The organism is Microbacterium sp. 10M-3C3, assembly GCF_003931875.1.
GTDB lineage: Bacteria > Actinomycetota > Actinomycetes > Actinomycetales > Microbacteriaceae > Microbacterium.
On the sequence record NZ_CP034245.1, the window covers coordinates 3,272,613 to 3,295,988 of the forward strand.

Genomic DNA, 23,376 nt, shown 5'->3' on the forward strand with positions numbered 1-23,376 from the left:
TGCGAGCGTGTTCAGGGGCGCTTCATGATGTGACGCGCTATCGAGATCGCGTCACGGCGTGCGCCGGCGAAGGTGTCGGCGTCCCGGCTGCCGTAGGTCGGCATACCCACAACGAACAAACCCGGGACGCCCGTGGTCCCGCGCTTCCCACGACCGGATGTAGCATCGAGTACCCTGCGGGGAAGCCATCCGTCCGCGGGCCGGTATCCGGTCGCGAAGATGATCGATTGCGGAGCGATTCGCCGGCCGTCGTCGAAGACGATGTGCGCTCCGTCCGCGGCGACCGCCGCAGACACCACGTCGATACCAAGCTGCGCCCATTCTGGATCCAGCGAGAGGGCCGCCGCGCCTCTCGCGTCTGTACGACGTCGCCCGACGAGGCGCCGTATCGGTCGACCTGCCGAGGCATACGTCGGTCGGGAGGACAGCGTGACGCGGTGCGTGCTGCTGAGTTCGCGTGCGATCTGCTGGCCGCTGTGACCGGCTCCGACGACCAGAACGTCGCCGCGGGGAATCTGACCTGGTCCGTGATAGTCCGCGCTGTGAACCATGATCCCCGGCACCGCGGCACCCACCGCCCACCCCGGAGTCCGAGGTCGAGCCGCCGCCCCCGTCGCGCAGACGACGTTGCGCGTCTGTACCGGCCCTTCATTCGTTGACAGGAGGAGAGTCGAACCGTCTCCCAGACGTTCCACACCTGTCGCTCTGATGCCCCACATCGTCGTGACCCCCAAACTCGACTCGACGTCGAGGAGATGCTGTTCGATCTCGCGCGGTGACGGGCGTCGATAGGGGTCACCGGTGAGATGCTGGCCGGCGACCGTGCTGCGGCCGGCCTCGGTCAGGAGTTCCATGGACGACCAGCGGAAGGCCCACGAGCGTTGCCCGCCGGGGTTGCTGTCGATCACGGCAAAATCCCGTTGCGGCTGCAGGCCCGAACGTGAGAGTTCGGCGGCGACAGAGAGACCGGCATGGCCGGAGCCGACGATGATCACTCGACGGTGAGAGAGCCCCCGGAGTTTCATGTTCGCTCGCCCGCTGAGACAATCGCAGTCTCCAGGTCGTCGTAGCGCTCGAGCGTGATGGCGTCGCCGTTCACGAAGAACGTCGGAGTTCCGCTCACTCCCAGTGCCCGACCGTCGTTGTAGTCGAGATCGACTCGTGCGACCGTTGCGGGATCCGAGATCGCGGAATCGTAAGCGGCCATGTCCAGGCCCATCTCCTCCGCGAAGCCTCGGAACAGGCTCGCCCGCGATTCCGGGGCTTCACCCCACTCGGCCTGCGTCTCGAAGAGCTTGCGATACATCTCTTCCAGGCGTCCCTGCTGCGCCGCCGCTTCGGCGGCGAATGCGGCGTTCCTGGAGTTCAGGTGCCCCGGCAGAGGGAAGTAGCGGATGACGTAGGTGATCTCGCCGTCGTATCGCTCCCGAAGGTCTTCAACCACGGGGTAGAAGGCACCGCAAGCCTCGCATTCGAAGTCGAGGAACTCGACGACCGTCACCGAGCCGTCTCCCCCATCGTCGAGAACGCGTGAGTTCTCTCGCAGGACCTGTGCCCTGGAACCTCCGTCCTCAGATCCTGGCGGCGAACCGTTTCGCTGGTTGATGAGGACGACGATCACCGCGACGATGATCAGAACGATGGCGGCGGCAAGGGCGACGAGACCGGCTTTCACGGCGGGTTTCATCAGGTACTCCAAGGACTGTTGACACGGTCGAAGATCGAGCGAACGCTCGATGGGGTGCACGCCCGCGAGGCGCGGCACTCCGAGATGTCAGGTCCGCGAGATGCTGAGAGTCGCCAGAGTCAGCGAGGTCCGCCTCAGCGCATCGGGCTTCGAAATAGCACTCGTCCGCGAATGAGCGAGGCCGCTCTCCGCCACCACTGCTGTCGCGCGCCCGAGTAACCGGTACAGCATGACCGCGGCGACGAGCCCGCAGAGAACACCAAGGACGCACAGCACAGCCCCCGCGACCGGGTCCGCCTGTGCTACGCCCGTCGCAAACTGCGTCACCATGCCCGCCGATCCCGCACTGGTTGCATCCGAACCTGCGACATCGGTTTCAAGAGACGACCCGGCTGAAGTCGACGCAGCGGCGACGTCGGCGCTGCAGTAGTCGGCGGCACCAATGGCGAAGATCAGCAGAAGCGTGAGACCGATCATGCCAATAAGCCGCATCATCATCTCACTGCGTTCCAGTCGCCCGGCACAGGCGAATCGGAGTGAGCGGAACACGCTTCGATTGTAGTCATTTGCTCTGGCGCTTCCTTTGAATGAGCCGTAGTCATGCGCTCGCGCTGCACGTTGCGATGACTGATCAGCATCGCTCCTGGTTGGATGAGTGTGTCCTCGTCGCCCCCGCGCATTCCTGCCAGGTGCGACGCCACCCGGTCCGCTACATAGTCGACAACTCGTCCTCTCTGCCAGTTGTACCGTCTCCGGCATGGCCGTACGCGCCTGCTGTGCATTAGCGTTGGTGCGGAGGTGAGCGATGACGGGTGCACGGACCAGGGAGTGGGGCGAGCTCGAACGTGAGTTGCTGCGACTGCTGCGGGGACAAGGGGAACTCGTTAGCGCTCGCCAGCTGCAGGAGTTGTTCTCGGGGCCCGTACCTGCATACACGACGTTGATGACCGCACTCACCCGACTGGAGCGCAAGGGACAAGTGCTGCGCATCGAGCAGTCGCCTCGGAAGGTGCGTTTCTCAGTACCGCGACCGGATGGCAAGGACGCGGGCGCGTCGATGATCTCCACGCTCGACCAGGCGGAGGATCGGAAGGCCGCGTTGCTGGCATTCGCAGGCAACCTGGACGCACAGGACATCGCACTGTTGCGGTCCGTGTTCCCCGACACCGGCCGCCCACGGTGACGGGCGAAGGCCTGCTGCTTTTCACGGCAGCGTCCGCGGGCGCCGCGGTGTTGACGGCGGTGTTGAGCCCGCTGGTGCTGACGGTGGGACGGTGGCAGTTGCTGCACCCGCGGGCCGCGCTGACCGCGTGGTTCGTGGCGTTCTTCCTCGGGCTGAGCTTGGCCGCCGCCGCAGTGGCGGGTAGCGTCATGGCGGCCGTGACCGTCTCGGAGGTGGCATCGCACGGCCAGGCTGTGCTGGTGACGGCGGGCGGGTGGTTGGGCCTGGGGGCTTTCGGGGCCGTGATCGCGTTCGTGGCCACATCGGCTGCGGATTCGACCGGCGCCGAACAGTCGAGTCAAGTAGCGGCGGCGCTGGCCAAATCGCGGGAGGAGCGGGGCGGGTTCACCCTGGTACGGTTCCGCTGCGACCAGCCCATCGCGTGCGCTGTCCCCGGGAAGCACCCGGAGATCCTCCTCTCCACCGCGATGGAGGAGACGCTCACCGTATCGCAGCTGCAGGCGGTCCTCGCACATGAGTACGCGCATCTGCGGCAATGGCACGGGTGGGCGGTCCGGATCGCGCAGATCAATGCGTTGTGCCTGCCCCGCGTGCTGCCGGGGCGCGCACTCCAGCGCGCCACCGTACTGCTCATCGAGTTGGCCGCAGATGACGCGGCCGCCCGGCAGGCGGGCGCCGCGCATCTTGCCAACGCGCTGACTGTGCTCGCGAACACGACCGGCGATGAAAGTATGCACCTGCGTGCCGTGCGCCTCACTGCTCGCCGATGGCCGTCCGCAGGGCGGCGGCGATTGCCGCAGGCGATTCGGATCCTTCCCACCTGACGAAGGACGCAGCAGATCGCATCGAACAGCTCCGGACGACAGTGGCAGCGCTCGGAGGGAAACCCGCCATCGGTGGCGTGGTCGCGCGGACGTCCAGACAAGCACCGCGGCAGGCGCGACTGTCCGCAACTCACCCTCGCGCCACCGGTTCCGGTGAGGTGGCAGCGATCGACTCGGTCCGGCCGAGAACGCCTGTCGAATCCGCCGGCTCCAGGTTTCGTCCTGACCGAACGATCTTGGACATCTTGTAGAGTTAGTGGGGTGCGTGACGGGAAGGACGTGATGGGTATGGATGAGTCCGAGCTCGTGGTGAACGGGATGACCTGCGCACACTGCGAGCGGACGCTGCGAACCGAGCTGAGCGAGGTGCCGGGGGTCGTCGGGGTAGACGCGGACGCCACGTCCGGCCGGGTCCGGCTACAGCACACGAGCCCGGTGGAACGCGCCGCCGTCGAGTCGGCGGTCACGGAGGCCGGCTACACGGTGCTGTCATGGACGACCGACCAGTTGTGACCGTCGCACCCCCGCCCGCACCCGACGTCGCACCGGTGTCCGACCCGCCGGTCAAGCATCTCAGCCGGTGGCCGCTGATTCTGCTCACCGTCCTCGTGGTGATGTTGTCGGTGGCACCGGCGGTCGCGACCACGATCCTGGCCGGCGAAGCCCCATACGACCGGATCTTCGTCAGCTTCCCGGGGCTGGATGTGGGGATCTCCACCGCGGCCGGACAGGGGATCGCGGACCTGTCCTCGACGGTCACGGTCGGTGCGGTGCTATGGATTCTGTTCTTCCGCAATGTGCGCGGGCGAGATGCGTCCCGGGTGGGCGGGTCGATCGAGCTGACCGTGCTGCAGGTCGCGTCCGCGGCGTGGGCGACATCGGCCGGCGCGATGGTCGTGTTGGAGATGCTAGACAGCAGCGGCATCCCTTTCTCCCGACTCGGCGAGCCGGGTGCGATGTCGTTCCTGTACGACGCGAGCGCATTCCCGCGAGCCTGGACGGTCGCGTTCGTCGCGGCGCTGGTGACGTTCGGGGCGAGTATGTTCACCGACCGGTGGACGGGGCTGCTGATCCCGCTGTGGGCATCAGCGTTCGGGATCCTTGCGCCGGTGGTCGTCGGACAGATCCTGGTCGGCCCGAACCACGACTTCGGCAGCGACGCGGGCATCTACCAAGCGCTGCTGACCAGCGCGGCATTCGGGCTGGTGCTGGTCGGCGCCGTCCGCACCCTGACGGGCCGACTCATCGACCCGATCATTCTGTGGCGGTTGGGGAAGACGCTGGTGGTGCTGCTGCCGGTGATCGTGGCCAGCGACCTGCTGCTGGCGTGGTTCAAGCTCGCCGGGTCCGGGCTGCTGGAGTCGGTCACCGGTTGGCAGATTCTGGTCCGTGGTATCTGCCTGCTGGGTGTTGTGGCCGTGATCGCGACCGGGTGCGTGTGGGGGCGGCGCGGACGGTTGACCGCGCGCCGGATCAGCGGGCTGCTGGTGCTCGCGACGGTCCTGATCGGCGGATGGCTCGGGGGCACCGCGGCGATGACCCGGATTCCGCCGCCACAGTATTTCGCGCCGACAAGCATCTCGCAGGTGTTCCTCGGGTTCGAGGTCCCCGACCCGCCGACAGTGCTGGTGCTGTTCACGCAGTGGCGGCCGAACATCCTGTTCCTCGTCGTCGCGATCGCCGCGGTGACGGTGTACCTGTGGGCGGTGCGGCGTGTGCGGCTACGTGGCGACGCGTGGCCGACGGGGCGGACGGCCGCCTGGGTCGCCGGGTGGGCGGTGGTGGTCTTCGTCACCAGCTCGGGGTTCGGGAAGTACTCCGCTCCGGACTTTGGAGTGCACATGATCGTGCACATGAGTCTGAATATGGCTGCCCCGATTCTGCTGGTGCTCGGCGGCGTGATCACGCTGCTGCTGCGAGCGACCCGCTCCGACCCCACGCGCCCGGCCGGAGCGCACGACTGGATCACGTGGGTGCTGCACTGGCCGGTGCTGCGGTTCGTGTTCAACCCGCTGATCGTTTTCATCCTGTTCGTCGGGTCGTACTACGGCCTGTACTTCACCGGTATCTTCGGGGAGTTCATGCGTTTCCATTGGGCGCATCAGCTGATGAACGTGCACTTCCTGATCGCCGGGTACCTGTTCTACGCGCTCGTGATCGGCGTTGACCGGCCACCGCGTCCTCTGCCGCACATCGGCAAGCTCGGCTTTGTTCTCGCCGCGATGCCGTTCCACGCGTTCTTCGGGGTGATCCTCATGACCGGGAACATGCTCATCGCCGAGGACTTCTACCGCAATTTCGCACTGCCCTGGTCAGACCTGCCCGCCGCACAGTACTTCGCAGGCGGGGTCGCGTGGGCTGGGGGTGAGATCCCGCTGCTGCTGGTCATCATCGCCCTCGGAATCCAATGGTCCCGACAGGACGCGAAGGATGCCCGTCGCAAGGATCGGCACCTGGACACCGGCCGCGACGACGAGTTCGACCAGTACAACCGGATGCTCGAACAGCTGGCCGCACGCGGAGCCGCCCGTCCCGCGCCCCGAACCGTCGAGGAGAACGAGACATGACGACCACCACGCCGATGCTCGAGGCGGTGCAGCTGGATGTGTCCGGGATGACCTGCGCGGCCTGCGCGGGCCGCGTCGAGCGTGCCTTGAATGGGCTGGAGGGGGTGAGCGCGAGCGTGAACTACGCCACCGAACGCGCCCTCGTCACTGGACTCTCCCCAGACCGGGTCGACGAGGCGGTCCGGCGGGTGGAAAAGGCCGGGTACGGGGCGCACCCGCATGATGACGCAGACGACGCCTGGTCTCGGCGAGCCACCGAAGTGCGGATCAGCTCGTTGCGGCGCCGGCTGTTGGTCTCGGCGATCCTCACCGTTCCCTTGATGGACATCACTATCGTCCTGGCGCTAGTGCCGGGGTGGCGGTTCCCGGGGTGGGAGTGGGTGTGCGTGCTGTTGGCGCTGCCGATCGTTGCGTGGGCGGCCTGGCCGTTCCACAAGGCGACCCTGCGCAACTTGCGGCACGGCACGGTCAGCATGGACACCCTCGTCTCCCTCGGCATCGCGGCCTCGTTCGGGTGGGCCGTCGCCACCCTCCTGTTCGGCCTCGGTCAGGAGGGCACCGGGTACTGGCTCGGGTTCGGCGTGACCCCGGAAGGCGCGAACTCCGTCTACCTGGATGTCGCCGCCGGGATGACCACCTTCCAGCTCGCCGGCCGCTACTTCGAGACCCGCTCCCGCCGCAAAGCCGGCGACGTGCTCGGCGCGCTGAACCAGCTCGCCGCCACCCACGTCCGCATCCGCACCGACAACACCGAGGAGATCCAGCCGGCGACCGCACTGCGCGCCGGGGACGTCTTCGTAGTACTGCCGGGCGAGACCATCCCCGCGGACGGCGTGATCATCGAGGGGGCCGCGGCGGTGGACGCCAGCATGCTCACCGGCGAACCCGTCCCCGCCGACCTGACACCGGGAGATGGAGTGGTCGGCGGCACGATCAGCATGGACGGCCGGCTAGAGGTACGGGCGACGTTGGTGGGTGCGCATACTCAGCTCGCGCAAATGGCGGCGCTGGCGGAGCAGGCCCAGGCGCGTAAGGCGCGGGTACAGACCCTCGTCGACAAGGTCACCAGCTACTTCGTGCCCGCCGTGATCGTCCTGGCCGTCCTCGTCGCCGCCGGGTGGATGATCGCCGGGACGTCGTTCGAGCAGGCATTCGGGATCGGGATCTCGGTGCTCATCATCGCCTGCCCCTGCGCCCTGGGGCTTGCGACACCGACCGCGCTGATGGTCGGCATCGGCCGAGGAGCGACTCTGGGCATCCTCGTCAAAGGTCAGGACGCGCTCGAAGCCAGCGGCACCATCACCACCGTCGTCCTGGACAAGACCGGCACCCTCACCACCGGCTCGATGACCGCCCACCGCCTCGCCCCCGTTGACGGCGTCACCGAACAGGAGCTCCTCGCCGTCGCCGCGGCTGTCGAGCGCGGCTCCGAGCACATCATCGCCCGAGCCATCCTCACCGCCGCCGAGAACCGAGGCATCGAGATCGCCCCCGTCGCCGGGCTCACCGCCCACCCCGGGCGCGGTGCGTCCGGACAGCTCCACGGCGAGCCGGTCCTCGTCGGCAGCCGGGCGTTCCTCCTCGACCACGCCATCGACGTGCCCGACGAGCCAGACGCCGCCGATAATCTCGACAACAGTACGGGTCAGGCCGCGGAGACATCCGTGCTCGTGGCACGCGGCCGCCTGCTCCTGGGGCGGATCGGGCTCCGGGACACGATCAAACGCGACGCCCGCACCGCAGTCGCCGCACTGCACGCCCAAGGCATGAAGACCGTCCTGCTCACCGGCGACACCCCCGCAGCGGCCGCGAGCGTGGCCGCCCGCCTCGGTATCGACACGGTGCTCGCCGGGGTGCTGCCCGCCCAGAAGGCCGACGCGATCCGCAGCCTGCAGGACAGCGGTGATCGGGTCGCGATGGTCGGCGATGGTATCAATGATGCCGTGGCCCTTGCCGCCGCCGACCTTGGGCTTGCCATGGTCTCCGGCTCCGACATCGCCCTGAAATCCGCCGACATCATCCTCGTCCGCGACGACCTCGCTGTCATCCCCGACGCCATCGCCCTGTCCCGCCGCACCTTGCGCACCATCAAGACCAATCTCGGCTGGGCATTCGGGTACAACATCGCCGCGATCCCCATCGCCGCCGCCGGACTGCTCAATCCGCTCATCGCCGCCGGTGCGATGGCGCTCTCCTCCGTCCTTGTGGTCTACAACAGCCTCCGGTTGCAGAACTTCCGCCGCACCACCACCCCGCGGAGCGACCGTCGCTGACCCCCGCAAGTCCCCCCATATCTACAAGTTGTAGTAGTCTTTGGGTGTGATCGCTGCTCCGTGGAACATCATCCTGACCGTCGCCTTCGTGTTCACCGGTCTGGTCTGCCTGATCGACCTCACGCCCCGGTTGAGGAGGACGCGTCGGAACGGGAAGCCGTTCGACGGGGAGATCCTGATCGACATCAACCACATCCTGATGTCGGCGGCGATGATCTGGATGTCCTGGTCAATGGAGTCCGCGCTCGCGCTATGGGTGCAGGTCGGGGTGTTCGCGATGCTCACCATCGTCCTCGTGCCGTTGCTGGTCCGCGCCCGTGCCGCCACGGCGCGCGTCGACGTGGCGGGGCACCTCGTTCTGAACGCCGCGATGATCTGGATGCTCGCCGCGATGCCGCTGCTGATGGCCGACATGCCCATGGACATGGGTGACGGCTCCGAGATGGGTATGGACGGGCAGATGCCGATGGGCGATGCCGCCCCGATGATGATGGCAACTCCGATATGGGTTGACGTCGTCAACGTGGCCTTCATCGTGCTTAGCGCCGCGACCATGCTGTGGTGGCTCTCCCGGCTGATCCGCAGCGGCCACCATCGCCTGCATGCCGCCTGCCACGCCGTGATGGCCGCCGGCATGGGCGTGATGCTCGTCTTGATGAACGGCTGACACCGCCTCGGCGCCGTTTGCTCCGGAGGGATCGGAACCGAACGTTAGGGGCGGTGCGCATCGTCTCGCGGGATGGACCGCCCCGATGACGTCGAGCGACGGGCGGGCAGGTGGGTCATCGCCCGCTCGAGCGGTCCACGCCCGATCAGTAGCGCCCAGACGGTGCAGCCTGTAATGGTTGCGATGGTCAGAGGCCAGAACGGGGCCGTGTCACGGAACGCGCCGAGGTCGCCGGTGGTGCCAAGGCCGATGCTGGCGAGCACCGCCCACAGGAGGAGCTGTGTGACATAGGCGGTGAGCGGCATGCTGCCGGTGGCCCGCAGCGGCAGGGTGATCCAAATCAGTGGTGTGCGGCAGGCGAGCAGGCACACACTGATCGCGGCGATGGCGAACCCACCGGAGCCGATCACCTCGAGAAGCCCGCTGGAGTGTGGTTCGGCAGTCCACAGCACGTCCCAGAACGCCCCATCGTCGGGGACGTCCCGCGTGCCGGAGACGGCGTCGAGGCCGTACCCGAGGACCGCGAGGGCAATGCCAGCACCGAGCATCGCCAGCTGGGTGCGCAACCGGCGAATGTCGGTGCGGGCGAGTCCGAGGCCGGCGAGCACGAACGCGATCCAGACCGGGAACGGGTAGTGCCACCCGAGCAGCCACGCCGCCATGCGACCGCTGCCGGTCTCCCACCACGGGAGGGCGTCGACCCATGCCTGCAGGAAAGGGGCGAGAAGCCCGATCCCTCCCGCAACGATCAGCACCTGCCGCGGGCGGAGGGGCAAGAATGGCAGCGCGAGGAGGAACAGGATCGCGTAGGCGGGCAGGATGATGTAGACCGGGATACCGAGGCCGAGGAGGACGACGCCCAGTAGCCAGAGCAGCAGGGACCGGTAGACCAGTCGTGCCCGTAGCGCCGGCAGTTCCGCGGGGCTGGGCCGCCGGGCCCCGCCAGCCATCACCCCCAGGGAGACTCCGGCGAGTGTGGCGAACAGGATCGAGGAGCGGCCCTGCACGATGCCCGTCCAGGTTCCCGGGTCGCTCCAGACCAGCGGCGTAATCCACAGCAGGTGCGCGGCGAACATCCCCACCACGGCCATGCCTCGCGCGAGGTCGATGCCGGGGATGCGGTCTTCCGCGTGCAGGCGCGCCCAGTTCACAGCAAAGCGCTCGCGGAGCGGAGTCCGTGCGTCTTGGGAGCCGGGACTGCGCGGTCGGTCGGTGTGAGGCATAGGGGTCTCTTCGCAGGTCGAGCGGACGCAGGGTTTCCGGACTGGTGCGCGGGGGTGGGTCCTAGACCGTTCCGGTCCCCAGCAGGGTGCCGATTCCGTATGTCGCGGCTAGGGCGATGGTGCCGCCGACGACGACACGCACGGCCGCCCGTCCCGGTCGGGCGTTGCCGAGTCGGGCGCCGAGTGCGCCGGTGACGGCGAGGGCGAAGAGCACCAGCACGAAGGTGGCCGGGATGCGGATACCTGTGGGCAGCAGGAGGATCGCGAGGAAGGGCACGACGCCGCCGACGAGGAAGGCGATCGCGGACGCGGTCGCTGCACCCCATGCGCTGACGACCTCATCCTCGGCCAGGCGGTGCTCGATGTCGATGTGGGCGGCCAGCGCGTCGTGAGCGGAGAGCTCGTCGGCGACCCTCCGGGCCGTGGCTTCGGTGAGACCGCGAGCCTGATACGACGCGATCAGTTCCTGGAACTCGGCATCGGGGTCGGCGGCGAGGTGTCCGCGTTCCTCGTCGATCGCGGAGCGTTGGCTGTCACGCTGGCTGCTGACGGAGACGTATTCGCCCAGGGCCATCGAGATGGCGCCGCCGACGAGAGCGGCAACGCCAGCGGAGAGAAGGGCGGGTTCCCCTGCAGCGGCGCTGGCGACGCCGACGACGACAGTCGCGACGGACACGATCCCGTCGTTGGCGCCGAGGACTCCGGCACGCAGCCTGTTGAGACGCTGGACGCGGGCAGCGGAGGACGTGGGAGTGGTCATGGGTCCTTCTTCCAAATCGTATGCGTCGCTAGCGCGATCAAGTGGAGACCGCGTCGTCGACGGGCTGTGCAGAGACCGAGATCTGCGCAGCCCATCGACGGCGTGGGCGCTGTCGTGCATGCTGGCTAGTCGCGCCGCAATGGCTCAAGAGCAGTGTCCGGACCGGTCTTGATGCGGACGCTGAGCAGCTTGGTGGAGTTCAAGAACACGAGAATGTCGGGACCGAGGTGGATGATAGCGGCCTGGATCGGGCCGATCCAGCCCAACAGGGCAGCGGTGATGCCGAGCACATGCACGACGCCGACGCCGACGAACAAGTTCTCCTGGATCGTGCGGTAGGCCCGGCGGGCGATCGCGCGCACGCCGACGATCTTGCTGAGATCGTCGGTCATGAGGGCGACATCGGCGGCCTCGATCGCGGCCTGAGTGCCGCCTGCACCCATCGCGATCCCGGTCTCGGCGAGGGCAAGAGCGGGGGCATCGTTGATGCCGTCGCCGACCATCGCGACCCGCTCACCACGGGCTTGCATCTGTGAGATGACGTCGACCTTGTCCTCCGGGAGCAGATCGGCGTAGACCTCGTCGATGCCGAGGTTCTCTGCGACACGACCGGCGACGGCGGCATTGTCACCGGTGAGCATCGCGATCCGCTTGACACCGTTCACACGGAGCCCGGCGATGGCTTCTTTCGCGCCGGGCCGGATCTGGTCCTCGAGTTCGAAGCTGCCGATCAGACGTCCGTCCGCGGCAACGTGGATGACCGTCGTCGCCTCCGCAGTGGATGGCACGTCGATCCCCGCCTCGGCGAGCAGGGCAGCGTTGCCGACAAGCAGGGCACGTCCTTCGACCGTTCCGGTGACGCCTCGGCCGGGGACGACCTGGAAATCGGTCGGCTCGGGGATCTCTACGCCGGCCTCGCGCACATAGGTGACGATGGCTTCGGCGAGGGGGTGGCTGGAGCGGCGGTCCAGGCCCGCGGTGAGCCGGAGCAGCTCATCACGTTCGACGGAGGCGTCAGCGATGCGGACGGCGCTGACCTTCGGGCTACCGACGGTCAGGGTTCCGGTCTTGTCGAATACGACGGTGGTCGCCCGGGCGAGGCTTTCCAAGTAGATTCCGCCCTTGATCAGGATGCCGCTGCGTGCGGCGCGCGCGATGGCGGCGATGATCACCATCGGGGTCGCCAGCGCCAGTTCCGCGGGCGATGTGAAGATCATGAGTGTAACGATCATGCTCACATCCCGCGTGACGAGGAACACAACCACAAGGAACACGATGATCAACGGGATGAGCCAGGCAGCGACCTTGTCCGCGAGTTTTTGCACGGGGGCGCGGGAATCCTCAGCGTCCTCGACGAGGGCCACGATCCGCGCGAACGTGGTCTGCTCCCCGACCGCTTCGGTGCGCACGTCCAGTGCCCCGGACTTGAGGATCGTGCCGGCGAACACGCGCGAGCCAGCGGACTTGTCCTTCGGGACGCTTTCGCCCGTGACGGACGCCTCATCCGCCGCCCCATCTCCGGCGACGACCGTGCCGTCGACGGGGATGCTGTCACCCGCGCGGACCAGGACAACGTCATCGACGTGCAGCTCCGCGATCGGGACCACGCGCTCCTGCCCGTTGTCACGGACCCGCGCAATAGTAGGGACCGCGCCGATCAGTCCCTGGATGGACGCACGCGCGCGGTCGGTGTTGAGGTCGGCGATGAACTCAGCGATGAGGATGATCACCATGAGCACACTTCCCGCGACCTCTTCGCCTCCGACCAGCGCGAAAATCGTCGCGACGGTGACGAACAACTCGGTTCCGATCTTCCGTTCGGTGAACAGATCGATCAGGCCCGTCTTCACCAGCGGATACAGACCGACGGCGACGGCCACCCACAGCACGGGAACCGGGATGAGCTGCTGCCAGTATAGGAAGGCCACCAACCCGGTCAGAAGGATACGAGCGACCTCGATCCAGCGCTCGCGCGTCATCAAGGACATGAACGTTGTGCGGTTTCCCGCGGGGCGGGCCGCGGTGTCCGCGGCAATGGGGTCGGTCATGGGCGGGTTCCTATCTCTCAGCAGGATGATCGGAGGTCTATCGGGTCTGTGCGTGATGCGTCGGCCGATCCTCCAGATGCACCGCCGCGTAGTGCAGTGCGGTGTTGGCGAGGTCTGCGGCGTGTTCATCGACGAGGTGATAGAGCATGCGTTGACCATCTCGCCGACGGCGGACCATCCCGCTCCGCTGCAGCCGGTTCAGATGCTGGGAAACCGCCGGCGCGGGCCGACCCACTCGGCTCGCGAGCTGGCCAACTGAACTCTCGGGGTGTTGCGCGAGTGCAAGGATGATCCGGATCCGTGTCCCCTCGGCGAGAGTACGGAAAACATCCACGGCTCCCGCGATCGCGCGATCCTCACTTTCCGCCGTCATCTGAACCATCGACACGTCAGCCTTGCTGGATGTTCGTCCGGGAGTGGGCAAAGCGGGCCTCCAAGGCCGCGCCGTGCGCGGGGAGATCCTCCGCGGCGCTGAGCACGCGCACCGTCTCCCGCACGTGGCTGAGGGCAGCGGCCGGGTAGCGCACGGTCTGCACCGCCCGTAGGAACGTGTGCACCGTGAGTCCGGAGGAGAACGTGGCCGTGCCTCCGGTGGGCAGTACATGGTTGGAGCCGGCGCAGTAGTCCCCAAGACTCACCGGCGTGGACGCGCCGATGAAGATCGCGCCAGCGTTACGCACATGCCCGGCCACCCCGTCAGCGTCGTCGCAATGGATCTCGAGATGCTCAGGGGCGTATGCATCGCAGACCTCGATGCCGTGCTCGATGTCGTCGACGATCACGATCGCCGACTGCTGACCCGTCAGAGCAGCCCGCACCCGATCCGCATGGGGCGTGAAGGCGACCTGTCGATCCAGTTCCGTCTGCACGGCAAGGGCCAGGGAGGTGGAATCGGTGACCAAGACGGCGGCGGCGTACTCGTCGTGCTCGGCCTGGCAGATCATGTCGGCAGCAATCAGCATCGGGTCGGCGAGCGAGTCCGCCAGGATCATCACCTCTGTCGCGCCGGCCTCCATGTCCACCGCGACCGTGTCGCGGACCAGACGCTTCGCGGCCGCGACGTACACATTCCCAGGCCCCGTGATCAGATCCACCGGCTGGACGCGACGTTCTTGCGCCGGGTCCTCGATGCCGTACGCGAGAGCAGCGACCGCCTGGGCGCCCCCGATGGCATAGACCTCGTCGATGCCCAGCATCGCCGCCGTCGCGAGGATCGTCGGGTGTGGCAAACCGCCGTGTTCGACCTGCGGGGGGCTCGCCAACGCGATCGAGCGCACACCGGCGACTTGAGCGGGAACCACGTTCATCACCACGGACGACGGGTACACCGCCTTCCCTCCAGGAACGTATACACCAGCCCGCTCGATGGGGAACCAGTTCAACGACACTTGGGCGTCCCCTTCGAAGCCCACCACGACCGGGGCGGGTAACTGTGAGCTCGCGAACCGACGGGTCCGCTCGATCACCTCCTCCAACGCACCACGAAGCTCCGGCGCAAGCGCGGAGGATGCTTCCGCCAAAGCCTCCGCCGGCACCCGCAGCATCTGTTGCTCAACCCGATCGAATCGGGCAGCGAGCTCCGCAACTGCAGGAAACCCGTCGCGTCGCACGTCAGCAATGGTCGAAGACGCCGCAGGAATCGCCCCCGCCAAATCCACGACCGCGCGCGGCACGGCACGGCGCACCTCATCCCGGGTGGCAGAGCTTCCACGAAAACCGATCACGCGCACAGCAACACTTCCGAACGCGTGAGTCATCGCCCGATCCCCCGAGCCACAGGCCCTGCGGGGGCGACACGCAAAGTTGCAGAAGCCATGATCGGCTCGAAGGTGATGGAGATGATGGAGATGATCGTTCCTCTCATAACGAGAACCACGCCGATCCGGGCGAGGCAGTGCAGACCCGACGGCCTGTGGCATGTTCCTCGTCGAAGGAAGTGCCACACCTCATGGTAGCATGATACCTACGCAGTTACGCAGATAATGGGAGATGCGATCGGTTTCACGATCCTCTATCGCCGCACTCGTGATATCTCCGTTGACTGCGCCCCTTTGATTCATCGGAAGCGGAACATCGAGCATCCCCTCAGCCGGCTGAAGACGCGTCGCACGGCTGCTGTTCTCCGCCCGCTTCACAGTGAGCTTGGCCCGATTGGCCACTGGCAGTGATGATCGCCGACACGAGCTACTCCGTCGACGAAGAGCACACACACTGTTGGCACCAAGGGTGCGAGCGGGCGCGCTGCGCGCACCTTGCCGCTGAGGCGGCCCCCTCCTGAGACCGGCTCGGGAGGGGCGCGCCGTGGTGATGACGATCCGCGTGATGTCGTCCGGTCGCGGCTACGAGTATCTCCTCAAGTCGGTCGTCGCGGGCGACGGAGACCGCGACATGGGCACCGCCCTGACCCGCTATTACACCGAGACGGGTAGCCCGCCGGGCCTTTGGCTCGGCGCCGGGCTCACGAGTCTGGACACTGGACAGGGCCCAGCTCTCGCAGATGGTGATCAGGTGACCGAGGAACAGCTCGCACGCCTCCTGGGTGACGGCGTTCATCCGGTGACCGGCGCGCCGCTGGGGTTGCGGTATCCGCGGCTGCAACCCCCGCGCGAGCGCATCGCAACCCGGGTTGCGAAGCTCGACGCATCGCTCACTGGCGGGCACCGAGACGAAGCGATCGACCGCATCCGCGCGGAGGAGCTGGCGAAGAAGCCTCGCACCGCGGTTGCGGGGTTCGATCTGACGTTCTCGCCGCCGAAGTCGCTGAGCGCGATCTGGGGTGTCGCCGACGCGGGCACGCAGTCGCTGATCGCCCAGGCTCATCATGCCGCGATGCGCGACACGCTCGCGCATCTCGAGCAGCGGGTCGCCGCGACTCGGGTCGGGCATGGCGGGATCGCCCGCATGCCGGTGGTCGGCGTCATCGCGACGGCATTCGATCACTACGACTCCCGCGCCGCCGACCCACAGCTGCACACGCACCTGGTCGTGTCGAACAAGGTGCAGGGCGAGGACGGGCACTGGCGGTCGCTGGACTCCCGGACACTGCACCGAGCCACGGTGGCGCTGTCGGCGTCGTACAACGCGTTCCTCACCGATCACACCGCCCGGCTACTGGACGTGGTGTGGGTGCCGGTGGACCGCGGGAAGGACCGCAACACCGGCTGGGAGATCGAGGGCGTCCCGGCCGGGTTGCTCGCAGAGTTCTCCCGCCGCACAACCGGCGGCGGCGATGACGGCGCGGGGATCGCGGAGGCCACGCAACGGCTGATCGACGATTTCGTCGCCGAGTACGGGCGCACCCCGTCGCGCACGACGGTGGCGAAGCTGCGGCAGCAAGCGACGCTGGAGACACGGCCGGAGAAGGATCCGCACTCGCTCGCCGAGCTGACCGCGCAGTGGCGCGAGCGGGCGACCGCCGTGCTCGGCGAAGACGCCACCACCTGGGCTGCACATCTCCTCGCCCGCGGGGCCGGACAGGTGCGCCTGCGGGCCGATGATCTGAATGCTGGGCAGGTGGAGAGCATCGCGGCGGTAGTGCTCATGGAGGTCGCGAACCGGCGGGCGACCTGGGGACGCTGGAACCTGCACGCCGAAGCGATGCGGCAGCTGATGGGTCTGCGCTTCGTCTCTACCCGCGATCGGATCACCGCTCTCGACCAGATCGTGCAGCACGCCGAGGCGCATTCCCTGCGACTCACCCCCGACTACGACCGACCCGTGCCCGACACGTACATGCGCACGGACGGGACGAACCGGTTCCAGCCGGCCGATCAGATCGCGTACTCGAGTCAGGACATCCTCGACGCCGAGACACGGCTCCTCCAGCACGCTGAGGCCGAGGACGCGCCGCGGCTCACGGCGCGTCTCGTCTCCCGGCACGTGACCCGCAAGATCGGCGGAGTGGCCCTTGCCCCGGATCAGGCGGCGGCGATCACGGCGATCGCGGGCTCCGGTCTCACTCTCGATCTGCTCGTCGGACCGGCCGGCGCGGGGAAGACGACTGCGCTGCGCGCACTGCACAGGGCGTGGACGGCCGCGCACGGTAGGGACTCCGTGATCGGGCTGGCGCCTTCGGCCGCTGCTGCCGAGGTTCTCGGCGACAGCTTGGGGGTGCGGGCAGAGAACACGGCGAAGTTCCTCTGGGAGCACGGCATAGGCCGTTGGAGCCTTCAGGCCGGGCAGCTCGTGCTGATCGACGAGGCGTCCCTCGCGGGCACGCTGGCGCTGGATCGCATCACCGCGCACGCGGCAGAGGTCGGGGCGAAGGTCGTGCTGATCGGCGACTGGGCGCAGCTGTCAGCGATCGAGACCGGTGGCGCGTTCGGGATGCTCGTACGCCACCGCCACGGCGTGCCCGAGCTGACCGATGTGCGCCGTTTCACCAACGAGTGGGAGAAGACCGCCAGCCTCGCGCTGCGCCGTGGCGAGCCCGGCGTGCTGGACGTCTACGACGAGCAGGGCCGGCTGCACGGCGGCGGGCTCGACCAGATGCTCGACGTCCTCTACGCCGCGTGGCAGGAAGACCGCGCGGCGGGCCTGTCCACGCTGATGATCGCCGGGAACGGTGAAGCCGTCGCGGAACTGAACCAGCGCGCCCGCGCCGACCTCATAGACGCCGGTCACGTCGACGCCGAGGGAGTGCTCCTTCACGATGGGACGACAGCGGGAGTCGGGGATCTCGTCGTCACCCGCCTCAACGACCGCACTCTCTCTACAGGGCGGTCATGGGTGAAGAACGGCGACAGATGGCACGTCGCCCACCGCTACGACGATGGCTCATTGGCCGTCCGCCGCGTCGGGAAAGGCGATGGCCCCCACGGAAAAGCGCTCGTACTGCCGGCCGGGTACGTCGCCGACGAGGTGGAGCTCGGATACGCGGCGACCGCGCATCGGGCGCAGGGCTCCACCGTGGACACCGCGCACGCGCTCATCGACCCCGAGAAGGCATCCCGAGAACTGTTCTACGTCGCGATGACCCGCGGCCGAGCACGCAACGAGGCGTATGTGATCCAGCCCGACCCGCATGAGGTCGAGCCACACCTTGACCCGCCGGAGGAGAAGACCGTCACCGGACACCTCGCGCGGGTGCTGGCACGCAGCGACGCTGACCCGTCCGCCACCGAGACTCTCGCCCGCGAAGTCGACCGGCACGCATCCCTCGCGACGCTGCTGGACGAATTCGACCTCCTGGCCCGCGAAGCACGCGCCGAACGCTGGGCCGTGCTTCTCGATGTCGCGCCGTTCCCGGAGGACGTCGCTGACGACGTGTTCACCAGCCCCTACTACGAGCACCTTGAAGGGGCCCTTGCCCGGCATGAGGCCGCGGGCCACGATGTGAACGCCACCCTGACGTCCCTCGCACCGACGATCAGCCTCGGAGAAGAGCAAGCCGACCCGGCAGCACGCCTCGCCACAGCACTGGACTCAGCGACGATGAACCTCGCCGCAGGGCGAGGCAAGCGGCCCCGTCGCGTCGCCGGGCTCATCCCCATCCCCGATGCCCCGGCGCCGGACGATGTGCAGGCAGCGCTCGACGCGCGCCGCGTCCTCATCGAAATCGCCGCACGGCGAAGCGCGCAGCATGCGCTGCGCTCCGCCGAGGCGTGGACGAGCAAGCTCCGGCCGCCCAGCGATCAGCGTGCCCAGAACGCATGGCTCGAACGGGTCGCGACCGTGGCGCTCTACCGGAGCCGATACGAGATCGCCGGGTCCGCGCCATTGGGGAACCCGAAGGACATCACCAAGGCCCAACAGGCCGCCGAGTACCGGATCGCATACGCCGCGCTGCGCCGTGCACAGTCTCGCTCCGAACGCGCAACTCACACGATGCCGCACCGGCAGCAACCACAGGCCAGCCCATCGCGGAGCCTGTGATGATCCACTTCAACTGGAGCGTCAATGCAACTGGGGAGCGTGGCACACGGAACAACCCCACGCCGCGTTGCCTGCAGTCGGCTCTGGCTCTCGACCGCGCTGGTCTCTGCCATTCGCAGCCTGGTGCCGCGCGATGTGGTCTTCGAGTGCGCCTAACCCTCCCGCTGCACCGATCGCCGCAGGTTGACGTAGCGCCGCGGGCACAGGGCAAGATGGTCCCGAGCAGCCTGAGCAGTGTCGCTTGCGCTTGCTGACTCGACCTAAGTCTTCACACTGAGGAAAGAACCGAGGCACATCGATGGTGAAGAACGTCATACCCGCAGCTGATGATCACCATGGCGCCCGCTGGATTCGCGCAGCCCTCCAGGTGAACCCCTTCGGTTACGTCGGCAACCCATCCCCCTCCAAGACCTACGCGGATGAAGCAACGTACAACGCCGCCTTGATCGCCGAGTTTCAGGCGCAGAAGATTGAGTTGATAGCGGTCACCGATCACTGGAATGCCAGCAGCGCGTCCCAGCTGATTGCCGACGCGGAAGCTGCCGGCATCGCGGCGCTCCCGGGCTTCGAGGCAAACACGTCTGAGGGCATCCACCTGCTGGTTATGTTCGAGCGCGGCACCTCAACTGAGCAGGTCACTGCCGCGATCGGTGCATGCGGTTTGACGCCCGGAGCCGCGAAGGGCACGACGACGAAGTCGTACGGCGATATCCTGACCGACATGTGTGCCCGCGGCGCGTTGGTGATCCCGGCGCACGCCAACGTCGCCAACGCTGGACTGCTGAGTCGAGCGAAGGGTGACTCGCTCGCCGAGATGATCAAGCACCGCGAACTGCTGGCTATTGGCATCACGCCATCTGTCGCTGAACTGGGTGACCAGGCCAAGATCCTCAAAGGGACCAAGCCCTACGATCGCCGCCATCCGCTGGTGGCGATCCATGCCGACGACATCTGCGACCCGGCGACGCTCGCCTCTCCCGGTGCGAGCACCTGGTTCAAGATGAGTACCCCCAGCCTGTTGGGGCTCCGTCATGCAGTTAAGACGCCGGAGACCCGAGTGAGCACGACCGATCCATCATCGACTTCTCGTGTTCTGCTTCGCGAGATCGCTTGGGACGGCGGCTACCTCGACGGTCAGAAGCTCCACCTTGCGGAGGATCTCACGGCCCTCATCGGCGGACGTGGAACCGGAAAATCCACCGCTATCGAGAGTCTCCGGTACGTGCTGGAGATCCCGCCCATCGGCGAAGCATCCAGCAAAGACCACAAGGAGATGGTCAAGAACGTGCTTGGCGCGGGAACGGTCATCTCGCTCGTCGTCGACGTGGTGTCACCTAGCCCGGCGCGTTTTACTATCGAACGCACAACGAACAGCCCGGCGATCGTTCGTGACTCCAGCGGCACGCAGACGAACCAGCGCCCACGCGACATCGTCGGTAACCTCGAGATCTTCGGTCAGCACGAATTGGCCGAGCTCGCTCAGGACAAAGACCTGATGGCTGAGCTTGTCGCACGCGTCGCCGGCAGGCCAGCGTCGCCTGCCGAGCGAGACGACGTCCTAAAGGATCTGGCGGATAACCGTGATGCACTCGCCAAGCACGAACGAGACCGGGAGGCGCTTGAGACCGAACTCGCGGACATCCCCCGCCTCTCCGAAAGCATGGAAGCGTTCGACAAGACCGATCTTGCGGCGAAGCTTGACCAGAAGACTCGATTGGACAAGGATGGCGCCGTCCTGACTGATGCCTCCGAACGGGTGCAAACCGTTGAGAATCTGGTGAGCGAGTGGGGTATCGAAGCGGTTGTCGAGGAGCTTCGCGCCGAGCTGGCCGACGTCAAGGACTCCCCCCGCAAGACGACTCTGGAGCAACTCGCTCCGGTACTCGGGCAACTCGCCACTGCTCTTGAGCAGGCAACCTCATCCGTGCAGGCCGCCATTGCTGACACCAAGACGCAGATCGAGGCGACCAGGCAGTCGTGGGAGTCTACGACAAAGACCGTGAGCAACGGTGTCTCTGCGGTGCTGCGCGAACTGGTCGAGCAAGGACACAAGCCAGATGAGTACCTGACTCTGCAGGCCAACCTCAATCGGCTCACAAAACGTGCCGAGAAGCGAACCGTCTTCGAGAAGGCGTACAAGAAGCTGACCGGCGAGAGAACGAAGTTGCTTCGCTCGCTGGCTGACATTGACAAGCAGATCGCGAACCAACTCAAGGACGCCATCAAGGCATCCAACGCCGCTACGACGGGAGCTGTGATTGTTAAGCCGATCGCATCACCCGATCGCAGCCATATCAAGGCCGTGATCTCCCACCACTTCACAACCCAGCGCGGCCAGGTGTTCGCCGCCATCGATCGCGATGACTTCAATGTGGCGACGTTCGTAACTGCCGCGCGGTCGGGGTTGGACGCGCTAACGGGGCTGAGCATCACTGGCGCACAAGCGAAGGCCATCGTGGACACCGGAGAACCGTTGTTCAGAGAACTGGAAGAGCAGTCAGTCGGCCTCGCTGTCGAGGTGCAACTCAACGTTGCCTCCAAGGGTGCGCCGGTGGAGTGGCGCCGCCTTGAGGATCTCTCAAAAGGCCAGCGAGCGACTGCACTGTTGCTGCTCTTACTCGGCGCATCAATGAGTCCGCTTGTCATCGACCAACCAGAAGATGACCTCGACAACCGATTCGTATACGACGGCGTCGTTCAAAAGCTGCGATCCCTCAAAGGCACCCGACAGCTAATTGTGAGCACGCACAACGCGAACGTGCCCGTCCTGGGCGACGCCGAGTTGGTCGTAACTCTCGAAGCTGACGGTCAGCACGGCCGCACAGCGACCGACGGCGTCGGATCGCTCGACAACCCGAAGGTGCGAAAGTACGCCGAAGACCTGTTGGAAGGTGGACGCACGGCATTCGATGCCCGTAAGCGCCTGTACGACTTCTAGCTAGATCGCTGACATCTGAGTGGTAGACGAGCCCGGTGACGTCATGACCGATGGCGTGATCCTCGACGGTCGTGCACTTAGCTCCGCCTCTCCGATCGGTGAGCGCGGTCGCGCGAACTGCCTGTCGTTGGTCGTGGTTGCGAGAAAGTCGGGTCTGCTCAGGCGCATCGGCGCCGAGCGTCCGGACCTGATCCGGTGACCCCGGCCGTCGCCATCGCCGGAGACGTGACACCACCGCTAGACGCGACGGCAGTTATCGCTCCTGCGGTCAACGGAGAAACGACGGAGAAACGTACAAACCGACCCGATTCCGCCGCAGATCCGTGCAGATCGACGACGTTGTAGACTGACGGAAGCACCGCCGCAAAGCAGCGAAGTTGCCCGGAATTACGGGGCGGCAGAGCCGCAGAGCGAGGTGGCCTAGATCAGGAGCCTGTGGTGCATTTGGGAACTTCTGCTTCCCAAGCAGACAGCGCGGGTTCGATTCCCGTCAGCCCCTCCGATGGTCCGGAGTGCCGCCGAAGGCGGCGCGCCGGACCTTTCGCGTCGCCGCGGGAATCGAACAGCCGGCCCAGCCGGCGTCGTTGGTTGGGCCCCCGCGGAGGCTCCGCGCGGCGCGCAGCGACGCGTGGAGTGCGGGGACCGTCAGCCCCTCCACGAGTCATCGCCGGGGCACCATCGCGCCGTCCAGACAGCACGCTGCACGCGGGGCCGCGGTGGTGTTTCGGCGGGTGGATGGTGACTCGGCGCATGGCCGCGCCCACGTCGGCTACGCGAGCAGCTCGGACGACGGCACGACGCGCGCGTAGGCGCTGCCGAGCGCGGCGAGGAACGCGGCGTGCACGGATGCGCCGGGCACGCGCACGCCGCCGAACTCGAGGTCGGGGGCCGCGCAGGCGTCGGCGACCACCGTCACGTCGTACCCGAGGTCGGCCGCCGCGCGGACGGTCGCGTCCACGCACATGCTCGTCATCATCCCCGCCACGACGAGCCGCGTGCCGCCGACCGAGCGCAGCAGCTCGTCCAGCCCGGTGTCCACGAAGGCGTTCGGCGCGCGCTTGACGACGACCGCCTCGCCCTCGGAGGGCGCGACGCGCGCGTCGATCTCGGCGCCGGGCGTGCCCGCCTCGAGGAACCCGCGCTCGCTCTCGTGCCGCACGTGCACCACCGCGCCGCCGCGCTGCCGGTGCGCGGCGAGGACGGATGCAGCGGCGCCGGCCGCCGCATCCGGGTCCACGAGCGGATGGCGTCCCCCCGGGAAGTAGTCGCGCTGCAGGTCGATCAGCAGCAGCGTGGGCTCGCTCGTCGTCGGCTCGATCACGCCTCATTCTC

General features: G+C 67.1%; 18 protein-coding genes. 9 read left to right on the forward strand and 9 right to left on the reverse strand.

Features of this window, described 5'->3' with window-relative positions; genetic code table 11:
* Nucleotides 1–11: 11 nt before the first annotated feature.
* The 3 genes from EI169_RS15875 to EI169_RS15885 form a co-directional block, all read right to left on the reverse strand.
* Nucleotides 12–995: an NAD(P)-binding domain-containing protein gene (locus EI169_RS15875; protein WP_240640499.1), complete on the reverse strand. Its 984-nt coding sequence runs from the start codon at nucleotides 993–995 to the stop codon at nucleotides 12–14.
* Nucleotides 996–1,021: 26 nt separating this feature from the next.
* Nucleotides 1,022–1,687, reverse strand: coding sequence for a thioredoxin domain-containing protein (locus EI169_RS15880; protein ID WP_036290865.1), 666 nt, complete (start codon nucleotides 1,685–1,687; stop codon nucleotides 1,022–1,024).
* 87 nt (nucleotides 1,688–1,774) lie between these two features.
* The gene (locus EI169_RS15885) at nucleotides 1,775–2,236 is read right to left on the reverse strand and encodes a hypothetical protein (RefSeq protein WP_125133154.1); all 462 of its coding nucleotides are present in this window, start codon (nucleotides 2,234–2,236) and stop codon (nucleotides 1,775–1,777) included.
* 256 nt (nucleotides 2,237–2,492) lie between these two features.
* Here EI169_RS15885 and EI169_RS15890 point away from each other — a divergent pair, with 256 nt between their 5' ends.
* The 6 genes from EI169_RS15890 to EI169_RS15915 all read left to right on the forward strand — a co-directional run bounded on the left by EI169_RS15890 (nucleotide 2,493) and on the right by EI169_RS15915 (nucleotide 9,201).
* On the forward strand, nucleotides 2,493–2,870 hold the full coding sequence (locus EI169_RS15890) for a BlaI/MecI/CopY family transcriptional regulator (protein WP_036290860.1): 378 nt from the start codon (nucleotides 2,493–2,495) through the stop codon (nucleotides 2,868–2,870).
* Nucleotides 2,867–3,694, forward strand: coding sequence for a M48 family metalloprotease (locus tag EI169_RS15895; RefSeq protein ID WP_231477277.1), 828 nt, complete (start codon nucleotides 2,867–2,869; stop codon nucleotides 3,692–3,694). The genes EI169_RS15890 and EI169_RS15895 overlap by 4 nt, the downstream gene beginning before the upstream one ends.
* A gap of 261 nt (nucleotides 3,695–3,955) precedes the next feature.
* On the forward strand, nucleotides 3,956–4,207 hold the full coding sequence (locus EI169_RS15900; protein WP_231477275.1) for a heavy metal-associated domain-containing protein: 252 nt from the start codon (nucleotides 3,956–3,958) through the stop codon (nucleotides 4,205–4,207).
* A 35-nt stretch (nucleotides 4,208–4,242) separates the two neighbouring features.
* Nucleotides 4,243–6,261 carry a cytochrome c oxidase assembly protein gene (locus tag EI169_RS15905; protein ID WP_231729527.1) on the forward strand — a complete coding sequence of 673 codons (2,019 nt, stop codon included), beginning with the start codon at nucleotides 4,243–4,245 and terminating at the stop codon, nucleotides 6,259–6,261.
* Nucleotides 6,258–8,534, forward strand: a complete 2,277-nt coding sequence (locus EI169_RS15910; protein WP_036290857.1) for a heavy metal translocating P-type ATPase — start codon at nucleotides 6,258–6,260, stop codon at nucleotides 8,532–8,534. Before EI169_RS15905 ends, EI169_RS15910 begins: the two co-directional genes overlap by 4 nt.
* A gap of 46 nt (nucleotides 8,535–8,580) precedes the next feature.
* Nucleotides 8,581–9,201: a DUF5134 domain-containing protein gene (locus tag EI169_RS15915; RefSeq protein WP_036290856.1), complete on the forward strand. Its 621-nt coding sequence runs from the start codon at nucleotides 8,581–8,583 to the stop codon at nucleotides 9,199–9,201.
* A gap of 44 nt (nucleotides 9,202–9,245) precedes the next feature.
* On the opposite strand, the gene EI169_RS15920 is transcribed toward EI169_RS15915, so the two are convergent.
* From EI169_RS15920 to hisD, 5 genes are all read right to left on the reverse strand, one after another.
* Nucleotides 9,246–10,352 (reverse strand): heparan-alpha-glucosaminide N-acetyltransferase domain-containing protein, encoded by a 1,107-nt coding sequence (locus tag EI169_RS15920; protein WP_036290855.1) that lies wholly within the window; start codon nucleotides 10,350–10,352, stop codon nucleotides 9,246–9,248.
* A 133-nt stretch (nucleotides 10,353–10,485) separates the two neighbouring features.
* Nucleotides 10,486–11,184 (reverse strand): VIT family protein, encoded by a 699-nt coding sequence (locus tag EI169_RS15925; protein ID WP_062765658.1) that lies wholly within the window; start codon nucleotides 11,182–11,184, stop codon nucleotides 10,486–10,488.
* Between the two features lie 125 nt (nucleotides 11,185–11,309).
* On the reverse strand, nucleotides 11,310–13,232 hold the full coding sequence (locus EI169_RS15930) for a cation-translocating P-type ATPase (protein ID WP_051498774.1): 1,923 nt from the start codon (nucleotides 13,230–13,232) through the stop codon (nucleotides 11,310–11,312).
* A 37-nt stretch (nucleotides 13,233–13,269) separates the two neighbouring features.
* Nucleotides 13,270–13,614, reverse strand: coding sequence for a metalloregulator ArsR/SmtB family transcription factor (locus tag EI169_RS15935; RefSeq protein ID WP_081767985.1), 345 nt, complete (start codon nucleotides 13,612–13,614; stop codon nucleotides 13,270–13,272).
* 7 nt (nucleotides 13,615–13,621) lie between these two features.
* The gene (gene hisD / locus EI169_RS15940) at nucleotides 13,622–14,989 is read right to left on the reverse strand and encodes a histidinol dehydrogenase (RefSeq protein ID WP_036287078.1); all 1,368 of its coding nucleotides are present in this window, start codon (nucleotides 14,987–14,989) and stop codon (nucleotides 13,622–13,624) included.
* Between the two features lie 550 nt (nucleotides 14,990–15,539).
* Here hisD and mobF point away from each other — a divergent pair.
* The 3 genes from mobF (at nucleotide 15,540) to EI169_RS16660 (ending at nucleotide 22,243) form a co-directional block, all read left to right on the forward strand.
* Nucleotides 15,540–19,106, forward strand: coding sequence for a MobF family relaxase (mobF, locus tag EI169_RS15945; protein WP_231729582.1), 3,567 nt, complete (start codon nucleotides 15,540–15,542; stop codon nucleotides 19,104–19,106).
* Between the two features lie 298 nt (nucleotides 19,107–19,404).
* The gene (locus EI169_RS15950) at nucleotides 19,405–22,044 is read left to right on the forward strand and encodes a TrlF family AAA-like ATPase (protein ID WP_125133155.1); all 2,640 of its coding nucleotides are present in this window, start codon (nucleotides 19,405–19,407) and stop codon (nucleotides 22,042–22,044) included.
* A gap of 43 nt (nucleotides 22,045–22,087) precedes the next feature.
* The gene (locus EI169_RS16660) at nucleotides 22,088–22,243 is read left to right on the forward strand and encodes a hypothetical protein (protein ID WP_164515516.1); all 156 of its coding nucleotides are present in this window, start codon (nucleotides 22,088–22,090) and stop codon (nucleotides 22,241–22,243) included.
* Between the two features lie 570 nt (nucleotides 22,244–22,813).
* Here EI169_RS16660 and EI169_RS15960 read toward each other — a convergent pair.
* On the reverse strand, nucleotides 22,814–23,365 hold the full coding sequence (locus tag EI169_RS15960; RefSeq protein WP_240640500.1) for a cysteine hydrolase family protein: 552 nt from the start codon (nucleotides 23,363–23,365) through the stop codon (nucleotides 22,814–22,816).
* Between the last annotated feature and the right edge of the window lie 11 nt (nucleotides 23,366–23,376).

Excerpts from the sequence above, each read along its gene's own strand:
- EI169_RS15880 (WP_036290865.1), bottom strand. The coding sequence starts at position 1,687 with ATGAAACCCGCCGTGAAAGCCGGTCTCGTCGCCCTTGCCGCCGCCATC.
- EI169_RS15890 (WP_036290860.1), top strand. The coding sequence starts at position 2,493 with ATGACGGGTGCACGGACCAGGGAGTGGGGCGAGCTCGAACGTGAGTTG.
- EI169_RS15910 (WP_036290857.1), top strand. The coding sequence starts at position 6,258 with ATGACGACCACCACGCCGATGCTCGAGGCGGTGCAGCTGGATGTGTCC.
- EI169_RS15925 (WP_062765658.1), bottom strand. The coding sequence starts at position 11,184 with ATGACCACTCCCACGTCCTCCGCTGCCCGCGTCCAGCGTCTCAACAGG.
- EI169_RS15930 (WP_051498774.1), bottom strand. The coding sequence starts at position 13,232 with ATGACCGACCCCATTGCCGCGGACACCGCGGCCCGCCCCGCGGGAAAC.
- EI169_RS15935 (WP_081767985.1), bottom strand. The coding sequence starts at position 13,614 with ATGGTTCAGATGACGGCGGAAAGTGAGGATCGCGCGATCGCGGGAGCC.
- hisD (WP_036287078.1), bottom strand. The coding sequence starts at position 14,989 with ATGACTCACGCGTTCGGAAGTGTTGCTGTGCGCGTGATCGGTTTTCGT.
- mobF (WP_231729582.1), top strand. The coding sequence starts at position 15,540 with ATGACGATCCGCGTGATGTCGTCCGGTCGCGGCTACGAGTATCTCCTC.
- EI169_RS15950 (WP_125133155.1), top strand. The coding sequence starts at position 19,405 with ATGGTGAAGAACGTCATACCCGCAGCTGATGATCACCATGGCGCCCGC.
- EI169_RS16660 (WP_164515516.1), top strand. The coding sequence starts at position 22,088 with ATGACCGATGGCGTGATCCTCGACGGTCGTGCACTTAGCTCCGCCTCT.